The organism is Acinetobacter sp. SwsAc4 (assembly GCF_013391535.1).
Taxonomy (GTDB): domain Bacteria; phylum Pseudomonadota; class Gammaproteobacteria; order Pseudomonadales; family Moraxellaceae; genus Acinetobacter.
Genome location: NZ_JACAXC010000014.1, coordinates 24,029 through 43,687 on the forward strand (window position 1 = coordinate 24,029; position 19,659 = coordinate 43,687).

The 19,659-nt window shown below is 39.7% G+C and carries 18 protein-coding genes; 8 read left to right on the forward strand and 10 right to left on the reverse strand.

The window, feature by feature from the left end; genetic code table 11:
* Positions 1-287: 287 nt before the first annotated feature.
* From pilB to coaE, 4 genes are read left to right on the forward strand one after another with little or no spacing between them, the layout of a single operon-like run.
* Positions 288-2,003, forward strand: a complete 1,716-nt coding sequence (gene pilB, locus HYG88_RS08520; protein ID WP_178882908.1) for a type IV-A pilus assembly ATPase PilB — start codon at positions 288-290, stop codon at positions 2,001-2,003.
* A 24-nt stretch (positions 2,004-2,027) separates the two neighbouring features.
* Positions 2,028-3,257, forward strand: a complete 1,230-nt coding sequence (locus HYG88_RS08525) for a type II secretion system F family protein (RefSeq protein WP_178882909.1) — start codon at positions 2,028-2,030, stop codon at positions 3,255-3,257.
* 2 nt (positions 3,258-3,259) lie between these two features.
* Positions 3,260-4,120: an A24 family peptidase gene (locus tag HYG88_RS08530; protein ID WP_178882910.1), complete on the forward strand. Its 861-nt coding sequence runs from the start codon at positions 3,260-3,262 to the stop codon at positions 4,118-4,120.
* Position 4,121: 1 nt separating this feature from the next.
* The gene (gene coaE / locus HYG88_RS08535; RefSeq protein WP_178882911.1) at positions 4,122-4,727 is read left to right on the forward strand and encodes a dephospho-CoA kinase; all 606 of its coding nucleotides are present in this window, start codon (positions 4,122-4,124) and stop codon (positions 4,725-4,727) included.
* Here coaE and HYG88_RS08540 read toward each other — a convergent pair.
* The 3 genes from HYG88_RS08540 to HYG88_RS08550 form a co-directional block, all read right to left on the reverse strand.
* Positions 4,724-5,635 (reverse strand): DMT family transporter, encoded by a 912-nt coding sequence (locus tag HYG88_RS08540; RefSeq protein WP_178882912.1) that lies wholly within the window; start codon positions 5,633-5,635, stop codon positions 4,724-4,726. The genes coaE and HYG88_RS08540 overlap by 4 nt on opposite strands.
* Positions 5,636-5,665: 30 nt before the next feature.
* A complete protein-coding gene (rlmB, locus tag HYG88_RS08545) occupies positions 5,666-6,415 on the reverse strand; it encodes a 23S rRNA (guanosine(2251)-2'-O)-methyltransferase RlmB (RefSeq protein ID WP_178882913.1) in 750 nt (249 codons plus the stop codon).
* A 182-nt stretch (positions 6,416-6,597) separates the two neighbouring features.
* On the reverse strand, positions 6,598-6,924 hold the full coding sequence (locus HYG88_RS08550; protein WP_004659291.1) for a pyrimidine/purine nucleoside phosphorylase: 327 nt from the start codon (positions 6,922-6,924) through the stop codon (positions 6,598-6,600).
* Between the two features lie 342 nt (positions 6,925-7,266).
* On the opposite strand from HYG88_RS08550, the gene recN reads away from it, so the two are divergent.
* From recN to ruvX, 3 genes are all read left to right on the forward strand, one after another.
* A complete protein-coding gene (gene recN / locus HYG88_RS08555; RefSeq protein ID WP_178882914.1) occupies positions 7,267-8,925 on the forward strand; it encodes a DNA repair protein RecN in 1,659 nt (552 codons plus the stop codon).
* A 115-nt stretch (positions 8,926-9,040) separates the two neighbouring features.
* Entirely contained in the window at positions 9,041-9,595 is a 555-nt protein-coding gene (locus HYG88_RS08560) for a YqgE/AlgH family protein (protein WP_004659294.1), read from the forward strand.
* Positions 9,588-10,031, forward strand: coding sequence for a Holliday junction resolvase RuvX (gene ruvX / locus HYG88_RS08565; protein ID WP_178882915.1), 444 nt, complete (start codon positions 9,588-9,590; stop codon positions 10,029-10,031). The genes HYG88_RS08560 and ruvX overlap by 8 nt, the downstream gene beginning before the upstream one ends.
* Positions 10,032-10,197: 166 nt before the next feature.
* Here the strand turns inward: ruvX and HYG88_RS08570 are convergent, their stop codons facing one another.
* From HYG88_RS08570 to HYG88_RS08580, 3 genes are read right to left on the reverse strand one after another with little or no spacing between them, the layout of a single operon-like run.
* Positions 10,198-11,199 carry an HlyD family secretion protein gene (locus HYG88_RS08570; protein WP_178882916.1) on the reverse strand — a complete coding sequence of 334 codons (1,002 nt, stop codon included), beginning with the start codon at positions 11,197-11,199 and terminating at the stop codon, positions 10,198-10,200.
* A gap of 53 nt (positions 11,200-11,252) precedes the next feature.
* A complete protein-coding gene (locus HYG88_RS08575; RefSeq protein WP_004659299.1) occupies positions 11,253-11,468 on the reverse strand; it encodes a DUF1656 domain-containing protein in 216 nt (71 codons plus the stop codon).
* The gene (locus tag HYG88_RS08580) at positions 11,461-13,554 is read right to left on the reverse strand and encodes an FUSC family protein (RefSeq protein WP_178882917.1); all 2,094 of its coding nucleotides are present in this window, start codon (positions 13,552-13,554) and stop codon (positions 11,461-11,463) included. The genes HYG88_RS08575 and HYG88_RS08580 overlap by 8 nt, the downstream gene beginning before the upstream one ends.
* A gap of 417 nt (positions 13,555-13,971) precedes the next feature.
* Here HYG88_RS08580 and HYG88_RS08585 point away from each other — a divergent pair, with 417 nt between their 5' ends.
* Entirely contained in the window at positions 13,972-14,745 is a 774-nt protein-coding gene (locus HYG88_RS08585; protein WP_087537490.1) for an IclR family transcriptional regulator, read from the forward strand.
* 226 nt (positions 14,746-14,971) lie between these two features.
* Here the strand turns inward: HYG88_RS08585 and pgsA are convergent, their stop codons facing one another.
* The 4 genes from pgsA to lpxO all read right to left on the reverse strand — a co-directional run bounded on the left by pgsA (position 14,972) and on the right by lpxO (position 19,615).
* Positions 14,972-15,559, reverse strand: coding sequence for a CDP-diacylglycerol--glycerol-3-phosphate 3-phosphatidyltransferase (gene pgsA, locus HYG88_RS08590; RefSeq protein ID WP_004674390.1), 588 nt, complete (start codon positions 15,557-15,559; stop codon positions 14,972-14,974).
* Between the two features lie 105 nt (positions 15,560-15,664).
* Positions 15,665-16,462, reverse strand: coding sequence for a thioesterase family protein (locus HYG88_RS08595; protein WP_087537489.1), 798 nt, complete (start codon positions 16,460-16,462; stop codon positions 15,665-15,667).
* A 104-nt stretch (positions 16,463-16,566) separates the two neighbouring features.
* Positions 16,567-18,366 (reverse strand): excinuclease ABC subunit UvrC, encoded by a 1,800-nt coding sequence (uvrC, locus tag HYG88_RS08600; RefSeq protein WP_005162980.1) that lies wholly within the window; start codon positions 18,364-18,366, stop codon positions 16,567-16,569.
* A 328-nt stretch (positions 18,367-18,694) separates the two neighbouring features.
* A complete protein-coding gene (gene lpxO, locus HYG88_RS08605; protein ID WP_178882918.1) occupies positions 18,695-19,615 on the reverse strand; it encodes a lipid A hydroxylase LpxO in 921 nt (306 codons plus the stop codon).
* Positions 19,616-19,659: the final 44 nt, after the last annotated feature.

A 19,659-nucleotide genomic window follows, 5' to 3' on the forward strand; every position in this document is an offset into this window, starting at 1 on the left:
TTATAAAATTCAGTTTTTCTTTTCAGTTTAAGTTTCAACCAACAAAAAATAGATCTAAAAATTCTCGTCTCTTTTACATATATATGTCGATTTTTTACAATCGTTTGCTTTATTTCTAACGAAGGCCACTCTTTAAATCTGAAATTAATTTGTAAAAAAATCGATCAGTTCAAGTTTTTCAATATGAACCAAGTAAAAAACAACACTTTCTATAGTAGTATTTTTACGTAACAAAAGTATAATTTTGAGAATAGCTATTATAACCATATTGTGAGTAAGGCGGACAGATGTCAGGATTACATACGTCTCCAAAGTTTTCGGGGTTCATTCGACGTTTAGTTGAAGATGGTCATATGACTGCTGCAAATATGCAGAATGCAATTGATGCAGCCAAGAAAGCCAAACAAGATATTGTTGCTCATTTAATCGAACAACATCGTCTTTCTCCACTTACCATTGCAGAAAGCATCTCTGTAGAATTTGGCGAACCACTTTTTGATTTGGCGGTTTACGATGTTGGATTATTACCTCGAGAATTAACCGACAATAAACTCATACAAAAACATCGTGTTGTTCCGTTAATACAACGTGGACAAATTTTGTATGTTGCTACGAGCAATCCAACCAATATTGATGCATTAGATGCAATTCGTTTCAATACCAAACTTAATATTGAACCCATTATTGTTGAGCATACGAAACTTGAAAAGTTAATCGAACAACATTTCGGTGATTCAGGTAGTTTCGATTTTGGTGACAGTGAAGACTTCGACTTAGATATTGATGTTAATCAAGATTCGCCTCAAGAAGATGATGATGCATCACCACAAGGCGACGAATCTCCAATTGTCAAATATATTAATAAGCTTTTAATTGATGCAATTCGCATGGGCGCATCAGATTTACATTTTGAGCCCTATGAAAAAATGTACCGTGTGCGTTATCGTGTAGATGGTGTTCTACGTCAAATCGCTACACCTCCTTTACAAATGGCAACCCGCTTGGCTTCTCGTTTAAAAGTGATGTCTCAAATGGATATCTCTGAAAAACGAATGCCTCAAGATGGTCGTATTAAACTTAAATTGTCAAAAACCAAAGCGATTGATTTCCGTGTAAACTCTTTACCCACTCTATTTGGGGAAAAATTAGTACTGCGTATTTTGGATCCATCAAGTGCTATGCTCGGCATTGAAGCATTAGGCTATGAAGATGATCAGAAAGCATTATTCATGGAAGCACTTGAAAAGCCTCAAGGAATGCTATTGATTACAGGTCCAACAGGTTCTGGTAAAACCGTATCGCTATATACTGGTCTAAATATTCTAAACACTGAAGATACCAATATTTCAACAGCAGAAGATCCTGTGGAAATTAACTTGGAAGGCATTAATCAGGTCAACGTGAATCCAAAGACAGGATTGACTTTCTCTGCTGCATTAAAGGCTTTCTTACGTCAAGACCCTGATGTAATTATGGTCGGTGAGATTCGTGATTTAGAAACAGCCGAAATCGCAATTAAAGCAGCGCAAACAGGTCATATGGTGATGTCAACACTGCATACCAACAGTGCGCCAGAAACTTTAACTCGATTACGCAACATGGGTGTCCCTTCGTTCAATATCGCAACATCAGTTAATCTTGTTATCGCACAACGTTTAGCACGACGTTTATGCTCACAATGTAAAGCCCCCGTAGATGTACCTAAACAGAGTCTTTTAGAGTTAGGATTTACAGAACAAGACTTAGCCAATCCAGATTTACAGATATTTCAACCGATTGGCTGTGCTGAATGTCGAGAAGGGTACAAAGGACGTGTAGGTATTTATGAGGTGATGAAAGTCACCCCTGCAATTTCTCAAATCATCATGGAAGATGGTAATGCACTGCAAATTGCAGCAGCATCAGAACAAGCCGGCTTTGACAATCTGCGTCGTTCAGGTCTAAAAAAAGTGATGCAAGGTATTACTTCTTTGCAAGAAATTAACCGAGTAACAAGTGAATAAAATTAATAAAAAGGATTAAGAATCATGGCAGCGAAAAAAGCACAAATGATGCCTACTTTTGCTTATGAAGGGGTAGATCGAAAAGGCGCCAAAATTAAAGGGGAACTACCAGCACGCAATATGGCCTTAGCAAAGGTCACATTACGCAAACAAGGTGTCACCATTAAAACCATTCGAGAAAAACGTAAGAATATTCTTGAGGGTTTGATGAAGAAGAAAGTATCAACGCTAGATATTACGATTTTTACTCGTCAATTAGCAACAATGATGAAAGCTGGCGTTCCACTTGTGCAGGGATTCGAGATCGTTGCAGAAGGTTTAGAAAATCCCTCTATGCGAGAGGTTGTACTCGGCATTAAAGGAGAGGTTGAGGGCGGTAATACTTTTGCTGGTGCTTTACGGAAGTATCCACTTTATTTTGACAATCTTTTTTGCTCATTAGTTGAATCTGGTGAACAATCTGGTGCTCTTGAAACGATGCTCGATCGCGTCGCAATTTATAAAGAAAAAAGTGAACTTTTAAAACAGAAAATTAAAAAAGCCATGAAATATCCTATCGCTGTCATTGTGGTTGCAGTGGTCGTAACCATTATTCTGATGGTCAAAGTGGTTCCCGTTTTCCAAGATCTTTTCAACTCATTTGGTGCTGACCTCCCAGCATTCACACAATTGGTCGTGAATATGTCAAAATGGATGCAAGAATATTGGTTTATTCTGATTCTTGTAATTGGAGCGATTATTACAGCTTTTCTTGAAACAAAAAAACGTAGTAAAAAATTTCGTGATCTTTTAGACAAAATGGCACTAAAAGCACCAATTTTCGGTGATCTTGTTTATAAAGCAATTATTGCCCGTTACAGCCGCACACTTGCAACTACTTTTGCAGCAGGTGTACCACTGATTGATGCTCTTGAATCTACAGCAGGTGCAACAAATAATGTGATTTACGAAGAAGCTGTTATGAAAATTCGTGAAGATGTTGCGACAGGTCAACAACTACAATTTGCAATGCGCGTTTCTAATCGTTTTCCATCTATGGCAATTCAAATGGTTGCAATTGGCGAAGAATCTGGTGCACTAGATAGTATGTTAGATAAAGTAGCAACACATTTTGAAAACGAAGTCGATAATGCTGTTGATGGTCTTACCTCAATGATGGAACCATTAATTATGGCAATTTTAGGTGTACTTGTTGGTGGTCTAGTTATTGCAATGTACCTCCCTATCTTCCAAATGGGTTCAGTTGTTGGTTAATTATGCAAGATATTATTAATTATTTTATAAATGAGCCAACTGCCTTATATATTGCTGTTGGGTTTTTCAGCCTGTGTGTAGGTAGTTTTTTAAATGTCGTCATTTATAGAACACCAAAGATGATGGAGCAAGAATGGCATCAGGAATGCCAAATGCTGCTTCACCCAGAGCAGCCATTTATTGATCAAACCAAGTTAACACTAAGCCAACCTGCCTCAAGCTGTCCTCAATGTAAATCCCCTATTCGTTGGTATCAGAATATACCTGTGATCAGTTGGTTAATACTTCGTGGCAAATGTGGTGCTTGCCAAAATCCAATTAGTATTCGCTATCCACTTATTGAACTATTAACAATGATTTGTTCATTAATAGTAGTTGCTGTATTTGGCGCGACAGCACAAATGTTATTTGGTTTAATACTCACATGGGTCTTGATCACGTTAACGTTTATTGACTTCGACACACAATTGTTACCAGACCGTTTTACGCTTCCTTTGGCAGCACTAGGCTTAGGAATTAACAGTTTTACAATTTATACAACTGCCACGTCAGCGATTTGGGGCTATCTGATTGGCTTTCTATGTTTATGGATTGTGTACTACATTTTTAAACTCGTGACTGGCAAAGAAGGCATGGGCTATGGTGATTTTAAACTGCTTGCAGCTTTAGGTGCTTGGATGGGACCAATGATGCTACCCCTAATTGTGCTACTTTCTTCAGTCGTGGGTGCCATTATTGGTATTATTCTCATGAAAATACGTGGTGAAAATCAGCCCTTTGCCTTTGGTCCCTATATCGCCATTGCAGGCTGGATCGCATTTTTATGGGGTGATCAAATTATGAAAATATATCTTGGTGGATAATATGAGTTTTATTTTGGGCATTACGGGTGGGATTGGCAGTGGTAAGTCAGCCGCCACGCAATGGTTTGAATCCCAAGGAATTGTTGTAGTCGATGCAGATATTGTAGCTCGTGAAGTGGTTGAACTAGGTCAACCTGCTTTGAAAGAAATTCAACTTTCTTTTGGAGACTGGGTATTACTAGAAGATGGCAATCTGAATCGACGTGCACTTCGTGAACACATATTCCAGTTTCCAGAAGCGCGAGAAACACTCGAAAAGATCACTCACCCTGCTATACGCCAATCCATTATTCAACAATTACAACAAGCAGAAAGCCCTTATGTCATTTTAGTTTCACCTCTTCTCTTTGAAACTAATCAGCATGAACTTGTGCATCACACCTTACTCATCGATGCAAATGAACAAACACAACTACAACGTGCAAGTCAAAGGGATGGACAAAATGAAGAACAAATCCGAAAAATTATCTCGGTACAAATGCATCGTACCCAAAAGCAATTACTCGCAAATGATATTGTTATGAATGATGGTTTACTTGAGCACCTTCATCACCAACTAAAACCATTACATCTAAAATATCTACAAAGCGCTGAGCAAGCATTTTAATCCTGCTTCTGTTGCGCCAGTCGTTCACTCAGCGTGTCTTTTTTAAACCAGCGCCACGGCTGTAATGCACCAAAACCCATTCCGACTAAACCACAAACAATCGCTGCATTTAGAGGCTCATCAAGCAGTGGAACAGCAATCACAGCTGCAATAAAAGGTGCCAAAGTAACAATACTCCCCGTTTTAAAGGCACCTAAAAGCTCAATCGCAGCAACATAGGTCAGGGTTGCAATAATCACCACCAACACCCCATGAAATACACCCTGTATCAGCAAATGGACAGGCTCTGCTTCATGAAAATGTTTCGGAATAAACAGGATATAGATCGGTAAATAAATCAGTGCTGACCAAATGGCCACACTTGCCATTGAATGCCAGGCCGATAATTTCCATTGTTTTAGCAGTACGGTGAAGATGCCCCACCAAACTGCACTCAGGAAAAAGAGAATATCACCAATACCAAAGGCAGAAGCCTGCTCATGCAACATCAGATAGCTCATCAATGCCAGAGCACTCAACATAATGCTGAGACTGAGCCAGGTATGTTTGTCAAAAGGCTGTTTAAACAATAAATAAGCAGCTACGGCAGTACATAGTGGAATACAACCATTGAGAAAAATTGCGGCATGCGCTGCTGGTGCATGTAAAAAAGCAGTATAAACCGTTAGACAGTAGGCCAACCCACCAGTTAAGGCCAAAATAATTGGACGGGGATGCCACAGAAATGCCAAATCTTTTTTATACACCAGCACAGGCATGAGAATGATAAAAGCAATCGCAAAACGCATGGCCACCAAGTCCCAGGCACTGACATGCCAGTGCAGATTTAAACGGGAGAGAATGGTAAAACCACCCCAGATGCACATGGTGATACAGACAAACAGATAGCCTTGCGTGCGAGCAGTCATTTTTAATTACATTGACGATAATTGTGTGAATTATACAGCATTACGCTGACGGCATGCCTCATAAAGTGCCATGCCTGTTGCCACACTGACGTTTAAACTTTGTAAATCACCAGACATGGGGATATACACGGTTTGGTCACATTGCGACTGGGTGATCGGTCTTAAGCCTGTATCTTCCGCACCCATAACAATGACAACTGCACCCTTAAAGTCACATTGCTGAATTGGCAATGCTTTTTCATCTAGCATTGTGCCAATCACACGGCTATGTGTGGTCTCTTTAAGATGTGCCAATGTTCGCGCCAAATTGGTGACCTGAATAAACTTCACTTTCTCAGCACCACCTGCAGCAACTTTACGTGCCGTCGGAGTTAAACTAGCCGAACGATCACGTGGTACAATCACCGCCTGAACACCCATCGCAGCTGCGGTACGAATACATGCACCGAGATTATGCGGATCCGTCACTTGATCCAATGCCAACAATAAAGCATCAGGTGACTGCTGCATCAATTCGGCTAAATCTTTTTCATTTAAGGTTGGATGTGGTCGAACTGCAGCCACTACACCTTGATGAAAAGGTAAGCCTGCAAGCTTTTCCAAACTATCCCGACTCGCCTTTTGGACGCTAATCCCAAAAGGTTCGGCAAGTTGCAAAATCTTTTGTAATCGCTGGTCATCACGACCTTTTAAGGTGAATAAAGTCAAAACGCGTTCAGGCTCTAACTCCAACAATGACTCAACCGAATGAACGCCATAATAATATTCAGGTTTTGCCATGAACGACCTCTTGCAGTATTCCCGATCTATAAAGGGAGATTTTGAAAAAATAAAAATCCTGCAAAGTAGCTTTACAGGTGAGGAGCGAATAGCTCCGCAAGGGAATTTAATAAAAAAATCCTGCAAAATGAATTTACAGGATTCTCTTTAGGTATAGTGTACCCGATTTAGGAAGCGATCAGTTAACCTTCTAAATGACATACATAATCAAGCACTTCATCAGTCTCGATGTGGAAAACACTATTTCCTGGGACATAAAAAGACTGACCTGCACGGAATAACTCACTTTCTGTACTGTCTGCAATTTTTACACGACATTCACCAGAAATGATTTCCATACGTTCTGGCACATGTGTTTCAAAAGTTAATGCCTGTTCAGTAGGTAAAATCACACCTAATGTCTTTTTAGTACCATCTTCAAATTGTACAGTATGGCTGATACATGCCCCACCAAAATATACATTTGACTTTTTAATGACCGTAACATGATCAAACTGCACTGAACTCATGCATACTCTCCAAATAATGCAGCATTTATATTAGGTTATGATGGACGTAGTTTAATTGTGCCTGCGTCACTAATCAATCCATTTTTATCATGCTTTAACAGCAATTTTTATGCCTTTCTACTAAAGTTATGTTCAACTCACAAGCGCTTTTAGATCAAAGCATCCGATCTAAAATACAATAGAAAAAATCTTATAAATTGATAGACAAGCTTTACATCACTAAATTATTCAAAACAACTCCAGAAATAAAACATGATTTCATCAACACAACGCTGATCCTCTTGTTCGATTAGCAAAATTTCTCTATCTTTAAGCAAAAGATTGCGTGCACTGGATGCATATATGCTCACCCATTTAACTTTAATTAATTTTGCACTTGCAGACCATTTAGCTTTAGATATTGAACAAGGTTTCAATGTTTTGACTGGGGAAACTGGTGCAGGAAAATCGTTATTGTTAGATGCACTGTCTGCGTGCTTGGGTGAACGTACCGATACCAACTATGTCCGTTATGGTGCAGATAAAGCAGATGTCACTGCTGTCTTTAGTTATCAAGCTGAAAGTGCGGAAGCAAAATGGCTTACAGAACATGAACTAGATGATGATTCTGGTGAAATTCATTTAAGACGTGTCATATTTGCGACAGGCCGAAGCAAAGCATGGATCAATGGACGCCCAAGTAGTTTGTCGGAGTTAAAAGAAATTGGACGCTTACTGGTACAACTTTATAGCCAGCATAGCCAACAGCAATTACTTGAGCCCCCTTATCCGAAGCACTGGTTGGATCGTTATCATAATTTTGCCGAACCAGCAAATGAAGTACGTGAAGCGTATAGCACATGGCAAAAAAACATTCGCCAGCATCAAGCCGCTTTAGATGCGCAAGCCACGCGTATTCAAAAAATACAAAATTTAGAATCCCAAATAGAAGAACTTGAAGAGATTGTCCAAACGGATTATCGAGAGATTGAACAAGAGTTTGATCGTCTCAGCCATCATGAACATATTATGCAAGACTGTAGTTACAGTCTAAATGTCTTGGATGAGGCGGAACAAAATATCACTCAAGAAGTTGCTTCAATCATTCGTCGTTTAGAGTCTCATGCAGGACGCAGTGAACAGTTATCAAATATTTATAATTCGTTACTGAATGCGCAAAGTGAGATTGAAGATGCAACCGCAAGTTTACGTCAATTTATTGATCGCCAAAGCTTTGATCCTGAAAGAATGGAACAGCTCAATACAACATTAGAAATTTTCCATCGTCTCGCGCGCAAACACCGTACCCAGCCTGAATTACTCAAACAAGAATATGAAACTTGGCAACAGGAATTAGAGCAATTACATCTATTAGAAGATCCTGAAACCTTAGCAGAACAGGTAGAAATTTCTTATCAAATTTTTATGCAAAAAGCTGAACATCTAGATCAAATTCGTCGTGCTGCCGCAGTTCCATTGGCGAAGCAATTGACTGAACAAGTGAAGCCGCTTGCTCTACCTGAAGCATATTTTGAATTTAAGTTCGAGCCAATGGAAGCAAATGCCGAAGGTCTCAGCTTTATTCAGCTTCTTTTCACTGCCAATAAAGGCATTCCACCACAACCGCTGGCTCGCGTTGCATCTGGCGGTGAACTCTCTCGTATTGCACTGGTCATGCAAGTGATGAATGCCGAAAAAACAGAATCCGAAGTTTTGGTCTTTGATGAAATTGATGTCGGAATTAGTGGTGGTACGGCCGAAGTGGTTGGTCGTTTACTCGCTGATCTAGCTCAACATGTACAACTACTCTGTATCACTCACCAAGCTCAAGTTGCTGCACAGTCTGACCAACACTTATTGGTCAAAAAACAACAAACAGATCCAGCAAGCAGTACCATTATTGAGTTAAATGAGGAACAACGCATTCTAGAACTAGCACGTATGTCTGGCGGCGTCGAGATTAGCGAAACCACCTTGCAACATGCCAAACAACTGCGTCAACTAAAATTTCAATCCGCTTAATACGCATAACAAAATGTGAGAAAAAGATTGGCGAAATCCGATTAACTCTTGTATGTTGATAAGAAGAACCTATATAGATAGATCAGCATAATATTTTTGATGGAGAATCGCCTAGGTGACGAAACAATATCTAACTCACCGTTGTCTCATCGCTCCACCAGACATAACAGATGACTTCTTTGCCAATACTGTTATCTATGTGGCACGCCATGATGAAGATGGTGCACAAGGCATTATTATCAATCGCCCTTCTGAGTTACAGATCAAAGAATTATTGAACGATTTAGAGATTGATGCAGATAATGTACAACCTCATGCTGTGTTGCAAGGTGGACCATTACGCCCAGAAGCAGGTTTTGTCCTACACACAGGTCAACCTACTTGGCATTCATCAATCGCAGTAGGTGAAAATGTTTGCATTACCACCAGTAAAGATATTTTGGATGCAATTGCACATAACGAAGGTGTCGGTCGTTACCAAATTGCTCTAGGCTATGCCAGCTGGGGCAAAAATCAGCTTGAAGAAGAAATGGCACGTGGTGACTGGCTGATTTGTGACTCAGACATGGATTTAATCTTTAATCTACCTTATGGCGATCGTTGGGATGCGGCATACAAAAAAATTGGGGTAGACCGTACATGGTTTGCTTCAGAGATTGGTCATGCCTGATTTTAAAACTTCGCAATCCATTATGGCCTTTGATTTTGGTACTCAGAAAATGGGGATCGCAATTGGTCAATCAACTATCGAGAGTGCCAATCCTTTACCATTATTCGTGATGAAAGATGGCATCCCTGACTGGAACCAACTATTAAAACTCGTCAAAGAGTGGCAACCCAATCTTTTTTTAGTCGGTTTGCCATTAAATATGGATGATAGTGAATCTGAACTCTCTGCTCGCGCACGAAAATTTGCACGACGTTTGCGTCATCAAACCAATATTGAAACGTGGATGGTGGATGAGCGTTTGACTACACGCGAAGCGAGAGAAGAACTTGAGTCTTATCAAAATAAAGGCCGAGCAAAACGCTTATCGGCTGATAGTTTCGCAGCCGCACTACTCATTCAAAGTTGGTATCGTGATCCTAATGGAATAACACCTTAATTATTTATATTTAAGCGCTTTATCACGGTATAGCACACTGATGTACCGTGATAAAATCAGATCCAGACCATGAAAATAACTGCTTTAGCACGTCTAAAACCCAAACCATTTGCATAAAATTTAGAATGCAATTCTTAAAAAATAAATCAGCTCAGACTACGCCTGATTATTTCTCAATAATTCTCACCGTTGCAGTTCGCCCTGAAACAAAAGCCAATGGATTCTGAGGTTGTTCATCTAAAATAATTTTTACAGGCACACGTTGCGCTAAACGTACCCAACTAAAAGTAGGGTTTACATTTGCCAATAGATTAGAACTACCAGAACGCTCACGATCTTCGATCCCTGTTGCAATACCTTGAACATGCCCACGAATGAATTGACGATCCCCCATCAACTGTACGGTTGCCGAATCGCCGACATGAATACGATTCAATTTGGTTTCTTCAAAATAACCCACGACATAAAGCTGATGACGATCTAGCAGCGCAGCAACCGCTTGTCCAACCTTAACATAATTACCAACACGTAAATCAAAGTTAGCTAAGGTTCCATCCGCAGGTGCAACGACTGCCGAACGACTCATATTGAGCTGAGCTAAATGTAAATTGCTATTCGCCACGTCGATCAAAGCTTGCTGTTGTTGAATGGCAGCCTCAGCCTGTTCGATACTCGCTGCTAGCTGCTCTTTTTCCGCAATCGCCTGATCGCGTGTAGCAAAAACCTGATCTTGCTCTTGCTTAGAGATCGCACCATCCATCAAACTCGCATAACGTGCTGCATTCTTCTCAGCCAATTTCATATTAGCTTCAGTCTTGACCAAATTTGCCTTTGAACCGACTAAGTTTGCACGTGCCTGAGCCAAACCGGCATTGGCTTTAGCTAAATCAGATTTAGCTTGTTCAACGTCAAGGGCTTGACGTTCTACATCAATCTTGAAAAGAACTTGTCCTTTCTTTACCGTCTGATTGTCCTGTACCAGCACCTCAGTTACTAATCCATTAACATCCGAAGCCACTTGAACCACATCACCACGCACACGACCATCACGTGTCCACGGTGCGGCATTGTAGTAATTCCATAAATGCACGACTGCATATATCGCAATCAAAACCGAAAGTACTAATACAATTGGACGTATGACTTTTCGTACATCAAATGCATTCATGTTCATCACCTTTACCACATGTTTTTAAATCATTAAATTTCGGAGAGAGCTACTTAAAGGCTTGTACCTTGTAAATAAAGACATAACCAATGCATACACAGCAACAATCCCAAGTACAAACACAAGTTGAAAATATTCGGTAGTACAATCCAACCTCTCATAACTAAACGATCGATCAGTGGACTCATCAGCTTAAAGAGCACGTAGGCGATGATGGCTTGCACCAAAAGAATTGGAATATAGATTCCATAAACGTTAATCTCACCCATGCAATACACCTAAATCATATGTTTCTGAATCCATCTTTTGTGTTGAGACATGCCCGATGCTTTCACAAATATTATTCAGAGAAATCAACATTCTTTGAGCGAGTTGCTCATCTTCAATTTGCAGTGCAATCCGCTCTAATAGATCAATCTGCTGTACAATTCGAATTGGAAAATGGTTCAGAGAAAGTTGTTTCTCCTGCATTTGAAAATATTCAGTCAGTTGCTGTTGCAGCACATTGACTTCATTTTTCAAACTCACCAATTGGGGGAGTTTTTGGCTAATTTCTTGCAATCGGACTAAGTCAATAATTGAACTACTTTCAATCAAAGCATTCTGAATCGAAATCTTAACTTGAGGATTTTGAACCATTTTGGTATTCAATACTCCAACTCGGTCCAACATACTGCGTAGATGAATTTTGAACTCACTACCATAAGATAGATTTAATGCCTGACGCATCGCCTGATAATGTAAAGTTAAAATTCGCGTTGCACTGGTATCAGGTGAAACAGCTCGAACTAAATCAATCACAATGAGTGAAACCAATACGCCCAGAACCATTGCAAATGAACTATCTAAGTAAGAAACAGCATCCATGCTGTATTTATTGTGCAGATTCAATCCCATCATGGTGTTAATCCCAAGTACCATTCCTACAGGCATTAACATTTGATTGGCCATCATGGTGACAGCCACTAAAAACACAGGAAATAGCACCAAAGCCAATTGCCAAAAATGGGTCACATGCGGAAAAATACCAAATGCATATAAGAATACTAAGCCTGCGGATACAATACTGCCCCAAATGAAAATCCGTAGCACAGGTACTGGGTTATCCAGAGCAGTTAAGATACACGCCGTGATAGCCCCCATTTGCGCCATCATAAAACCCGCCTTCCAACCTGACAGAATCCAAGCTGCAGTGACAATAAAAGTAATCAGTACCGCACTAATTCCACCTCGTATCGCAATACCATGATCACGATGTAAACTTGGATATTTCGTCGTAATGGCTGTAATTTCTATTGGAATTTCTTTATTACCTTGCTGAATCTGTTGCCAAAGTAGCTTTACTGCCAAAATATTGGCTATAAAATGACGAACATCCATCTTTAATGCAGCCAATACCACTTTCTGTTCAGACGTTGCTTTAGAAATCAGCTCAGCGAAATCCTCTTCAAATCCAATCGGCAAAGTCTGTAAATCAGCAGGTACTAAACTTTTCTCTTGTTTTAAAAATGTCACAGTATGCTGACGAAGCATATCCAAATGCGAAACAAGATTAACCAAGTGCAAATGTTCGAGCTGTTTCACACGTTGAGACAATGCAACCAAATTCGCAACCACCAATGACACTTGATGTAGCATTTCTTGTAAAGGCTTGGTCATGCCTTTCAACTCACCTTTCTCATAAGCCAAATGTACAGCTAAAGCATGAATATCAGAGGCATCACGAGTAATCACAGATAAAACTTGCGTGTAATTTTCAGGTGTTTCTTGAACTGCAATCAATTTTTCAAAAGTTGCTTCTAGATCGTTTAAGGTTTTATTGACACGTTGCTTAATCATTGCGCCAACATGCACTGGAAAAAAGGTTGCCGAAACAACGGCGGAAGAGATCACGCCAACTGAGATTTCAAGTACACGTGCAACAGCGATATCAAAAATATTGTAGGTATCAATATAGGTAATTGCATTGTAAACAATCATGGCAGTTGAATATCCTGCCAACATAAATACGTAGCTACGCGGCGTGCGGTCTAGTAATGACACATATAAAGCAAAGCCCACCCAGAGAGATAAAATAACCGTAAATAACCACGGCGTATTAATAAAATGTGGGGTCAATAACAGTGCTATGACTGCCCCTGCAACAGTTCCAATCAAACGATACACACATTTCGAAGACACCATTCCTGAATAAGGATTGGCAATAATCATGACCGTTCCAATCGACCACATCGGATTAATCAAATCTAATTCAAAAGAAATAAACAGTGCCAGCATGCCTGCTACAAAGGTTTTACAAGCAAAAATAAGATCAAGTCGGCTTGGTCTGAAAGCTAACAGCTGTTTAAGTAACATGAATATGTCTCAATTCTAAGTCAGCATGATCTAGATGACACATAACAATGTGGCACGAAGTTACACCGATTTGGAGTATCAAATCAGTTGACAAGAAAAAGCTGATTATGGGGAGCAAGGCATAGTGTCTAGAGCAAATGGAGATAATTTAACGAATTTCATTATCCAATGAAGACACTACATCTATAATTTTTTCAAAACAAAGCAAATTAGTCAACATAAATTATCACTATTTGATAATTTTTCATTTTAATTTAAAATATTTTCAATAAAAGCCATATTTTTTCTCAATTCAAGGCTTAATTGGTCGAGCAAAAATATTCCGACCTAAAAGTCCATACACGATCTCAGTCTTTTCTGTTATAAAGCAATAAAAGTTCGATTTTCACGTTATTTTTAAGGAGTAGACAACGCATCATGGCAATTTCGAGTTTTGGTAAAATTCTCACCGTGCTGGATTTATTTTCAGTTTCACGTCCGATTATCAATGTCGATATCATTTGTGATGAGCTTGGTCTCTCAAAACCCACAGCCTATCGTTATCTTAAAGAACTTGTTTCAACAGATATTTTAAAACGCATTAGTGGTACATCAGGAGACTACACTTTAGGCTCTAAAATTGCCGTTCTTGATTATATTTCTCATAGTACCGATCCATTGGTTCAGATCAGTATTCCTTTTATGCGTGATATTGTGGAACGTACCGAACTGTGCTGCCTGCTGACCTACCTGAACCATGATTATTGTATTGATCTACATCATGAAACATTTAAAGAAGCAGAACTCATCTCGTACGGAAGAGGTTGTCCACGCCCTGTTTATGTAGGTGCTTCACCCAAAATTGTGATTGCCCATTTAACCAAGCAACATATTCAAGCTTATTATCATCAGTTTACTCAGGAACTTGCTCAGGTCGGCTTTGCCCATAGCCTCGACGAATTCATGCAGCAAATGCGGAAAATTAAAAAACAAGGCTTTTATTTATCGCAGGGTGAGATTGATCCAATGGTATGTGGTCTTTCCGTCCCGATTCGCTTTTCTACTAAAGAAGCACCGATTGCACTCACGCTAGTAGCATCAAAAAATCGTTTTGATTTCTTGAATATTCAAAAACTGATCGAGATCTTGCAAAATAATGCAGCGCAAATTGAACATAAATTTGCAACACTTTCCGAAAATCAGTCAAACTGAATTGAGAATTTTAAAAAATATTTACATTTTTATCCGTTGTAAATAGCAATATATTCTCATATTATGATTATGTTCTTCAGCATACCCTCCTAAAAAGAGTATGACTTTCCTCAGAGAACTAAGCCCATCTTTGTTATGGGCTTTTTTCTTGACCAGTTCTTATCGAAAGGCATAAAAAAGCCTTTCAAAAGAAAGGCTTTCATTTATATGGCTATACAAAAAATCGTTAGGGCTGCTTCAAATAAGGCCAAGCAGCTTTCATATAAATAAACATCGACCACAACGTCAAAATCACTGCCGCATAAAGCAAAGCGTAGGCCCACATTTCCAGTGGTTTCCAGTTCAACAGAAACACACTAATCGCAATCATTTGAAATGCTGTTTTGTACTTTCCTACTGTAGAAACTGCAACGCTCGTACGCGCACCTAATTCAGCCATCCATTCACGCAATGCCGAAACGGTAATTTCACGCGAAATAATCACAATTGCAGCAAAAGCCATTGAGATCGTCGGTTGCCATTGCACCAATACAATCAATGCGGCTGCAACCATAAGCTTATCGGCGACTGGATCAAGGAAACGCCCGAAAGCAGAAGTCTGATTCAAAGTCCGAGCTAAATAACCATCGAACCAATCTGTCACTGCTGCAAGAACAAAGATTGCAGTCAATATCAGATGTCGCATCATTCCCCCATGATGCTCAGCAATCCCAATGGCAGGCGGCCAATAGGCAATTGCCAGAAACACGGGAATAAGGGCAATACGCGCCAAAGTTAAAATATTAGGAATGTTCAGGATTCGCCCTGTGCTCATAAACACCGCCATGTTGTTCGCATCAAATATGCATGTCGCACAAAGGATGTGCCGAGATTGTATCCATGTGTAAGCAACTTTATACGAAATGCACGGCAGTGTCGACTAGGCAAAAACGGCAACTGTTTGTCGAAGTATCGCAATCAGTCGATTTTCATCATCCCAAAGATAGGCATACTCGGTTGAATAACCATGTTCAGCATATTCAGTCACTACTTTGTATTTGAACCAATCCTGTACTTGATGAGCAATCGGCTGCAAATAGGTAATCTGCCAAGTTAATGAGCTTGCAGGTGCAGGGGTTTTAAACATTGGTAACACACCCGGTGGCCACACATCCATCAATCCAAATAGATCGGCCAATTTCATTTCGCGATTTGGATGCAACTGAGGCATAAAACGACACCATCCGCCAAAGTCAGGTACTTTGCTACCAGATATTGGATAATTACCTTCAGCCCAACATAGTTCAAACTGTTGCAAACATTGTGGCATTAAGCCTTCAATATAAGCCGTTTTTTCCAACTGCGCAGGCAATGGATAATCAGGAATTTGCGGTAGATTTTGCACATGAATCCGAGATTCACGCTGCGAACCAAAACTTGCTATTAAAATACTTTGTACAGTATCTGCTTGCCATAACCGCACTTCTAAGGTTGTAACCGATTTACCTTCTCGCAACACCTCCGCCGTGAGTTTAGCCTGCCCTTCTTGCACAGGACCAACAAAGGTCACATTACAACTCAATAATTGCTTTGTTGTATCATGAACCACGCTCTGCGCCTTTTGGATTAATAATCCTGCAACTAAACCGCCAAATACGGTGCGACCTTGTAACCATCCTGAGGGAATATCAATCCACTCTTGATGTTCAACCTGTTGATACAGCGGAAGCAGTGACATTATCTTTCCTTAATCGTCAAACCATCTTATCTTTAAATGTTTTTCTCTGTTTGTGAATGATCATTGACGCATCAATCATTGAGAGATTGAGCCAATCGGTCAAGTTATTCATGCAAAATTTTATAAATCGTTCTCGCCATGACTTCACCCAAACCGGGTACAAGCATCAACTCTTTTTCTGACGCTTTTAAAACACCTTGTATACCACCAAAATGAGTGAGTAGATCACGACGGCGTTTTGGCCCTAGCCCTGGAATAGCCTCTAAAACTGAACTACTACGGCGTTTATCACGCTTAGCCCGATGTTTGGTAATGGCGAAACGATGCGCTTCATCTCGCACTTGTTGGATGAGGTGTAAAGCTTTATGGTCTTCGGGTAATTGAATCTTAGTGCCATCAGTAAAATGCAGCGTTTCTAATCCCGGTTTACGCCCCTCACCTTTAGAAACACCAATCATAAAAGCATCAAGCGCTAATTCTTGCATGACCTCCATCGCCATATGCAACTGCCCTTTACCACCATCAATCAAGAGTAGATCAGGTAACATATTTTTTTTATAACGGCGTATCAACGCTTGGCGCATCGCCGCATAATCATCACCGCCCGTAATATCCTGAATCGCAAACTGACGATAATCTCGCTTTCTTGCACCGCCCTGATCAAAGACTACACAAGAAGCAATCGGTGCTTCACCCATGGTATGACTGATATCAAAACATTCAATCCGATCAATCGGACGCCCAACCACTTGTTCAAGTTGATGAAAACGCTCGTTTAATTCCAAGTGATTACTCAGTTTGCCTTTAATCGCATGTTGCACATTCATTTGCGCCAGTTCTAGCCATTCAGCCCGAGTTTCTCGCACTTTATGCTTGATTTGAACTTTCTTATTGAAGCTTTGCTGTAATGCTTCTTCTAATTGTTTTTGATCGGGAATATCTACATTTACAATCAATTCTGATGGCACTTCATCTGCCACTTGGAAATAGAAATTCGCCATAAAATCATTCAGCATTTGCGCCAAATCATCTCCCAACATATCTGGAAAATAACTTTTTCCACCAAGCATACGTCCATTACGAACATGCATGATTTGTACACAAGTCACACCGGCTTGGTAAGCAATCGCCAAAATATCGGCTTCGCCTTTGATCTTAAATACTGCTTGTTGTGCTTGAACCTCGCGCAATAACGCGAGGCGATCACGATAAAATACGGCTTTTTCAAACTCAAGAGCTTCGGCAGCTTGTTCCATTTTTCCAATCAGCTCTTGATTGAGTTCTTTGGTATCACCTTGTAAAAAACGAATTGAATTGTCCACATCTTCCTTATAGTCCTGAGGGCTAATCAGACCGACACAAGGCGCTGTACAACGTTTAATTTGATACTGCAAACAAGGGCGTTTACGTTGTGAAAAATAACTGTTTTCACATTGGCGGACATTAAATAATTTTTGTAATACAAGCAGCGTATCTCTAGCACTATAGGCACTGGGATAAGGCCCAAAAAACTTGCCGACCTGATGCTTGCCCTTGCCACGCCCACTGGCAATGCGGGGATAGGGCTTGTCTGCCGAGACAAAGATATACACATACGACTTATCATCGCGCAGCATAATATTGTATGGCGGACGATGTAATTTAATCAGATTTTGTTCAAGTAATAATGCTTCAGTTTCAGAACGAACAACCAAACTTTCGATGTCATAAATTCGCGCAACTAAAGCCTGTGTCTTAGGATGGTCAATCGTTTTAACAAAATAGCTGGATACACGATTCTTTAAGTTTTTGGCTTTCCCAACATACAGTAACTCTCCATCTTTGCCGAGCATTTTATAAACACCAGGCAATTGAGTCATATGAGTCAGGATTTTTTCAATATGTTCACGCGCGTTTGGATTCACAGCAGACTTTCATCATCAGTAATGCTTTCGATGATGTAGTCTGCATAAATCAATTTCAAGTCAATTGAGCCAAAATGCATCAATTCAATAACTCAAATAACACCTATCATTTAAAAACTCGACTCAATACTTGATCAGCGCTCTTAAATGCAGACTCATGAAAGAAATCACAGGCTAGTTCATTTACATGTGACAGATTTTGGGTTGGATAAGATTCAATATAATCTTGAGTACTCAACTGAACTTGTTTTTGCCAACATTAATAAATAAACAAATAAATAACTAAATCATCGTTATAAAAAAACGCCCTTTCGGGCGTTGATCTCATTCAGACTTTAAATACATAAGGTCGAATAAAAATTAAGAAAAATAGCCCTAACATGATGAACCATTTCAGGAAATAGTAAAGCTGACGATTTTTAGCCTTTAACGCTTTGGCCTTGATACGAATTTGATAAACATAACCAAAGACTTTATTTAAGCCACCTGTTTGATCGCCTGCCTCATTAGGTGAACTGGCTGCGGTCATGACACTTTTACCAAACCAATGATTAAACTTTTCCATAAAACGGGTTTTTAATGGACGTTCTACATCAGCGAAAAAGATAATACGATTCTGGTTCGTCGTGTTTTCCGCATAATGGATATAGGTTTCATCAAACACCACACTTTCACCATCACGCCACGAATATCGCTGACCATCAACATCAATAAAACAGCGATCATCATTGGGTGTAATCAAACCTAAATGGTAACGCAATGAACCCGCATAAGGATCACGATGGCGAACTAAACGGCTATCTGGTGCTAACTCAGTAAACATCGCAGCTTTAATTGTTGGAAGCGTTTTTAATAATGCGGTTGTTTTTGGGCAAAGTTCAGCAGCAGATGGATGTGCCGAGTCATACCATTTCAAATAGAAACGTTTCCAACCTGTTTTAAAGAAGGAGTTGAAACCGAGGTCATCATAACTACTTGAAGCTTTAATCCCACCTTTGTCATATAAAGCTTTGGCTTCGTCTCGAATCATTTCCCAATTTTCATCTAAAACTTTTAAATCTTTAAAATACTGCGTATCAATATAAGGTTGATTCGGTACTTTAGAAAACATGTACATTAAAAAGTTTATAGGTGCAAGAATCGTTGAATGATCGAAAAATTGACGATAAAACGAATGTTTCACTTTACCACGGCGCTGAATGTACAGCGCAGAAATGATAAATATCGCTAAAATGATCCATTTAACCATTGAAAAAATCGACCAAAAAAATGAATCTCGGAATTTTATCATCG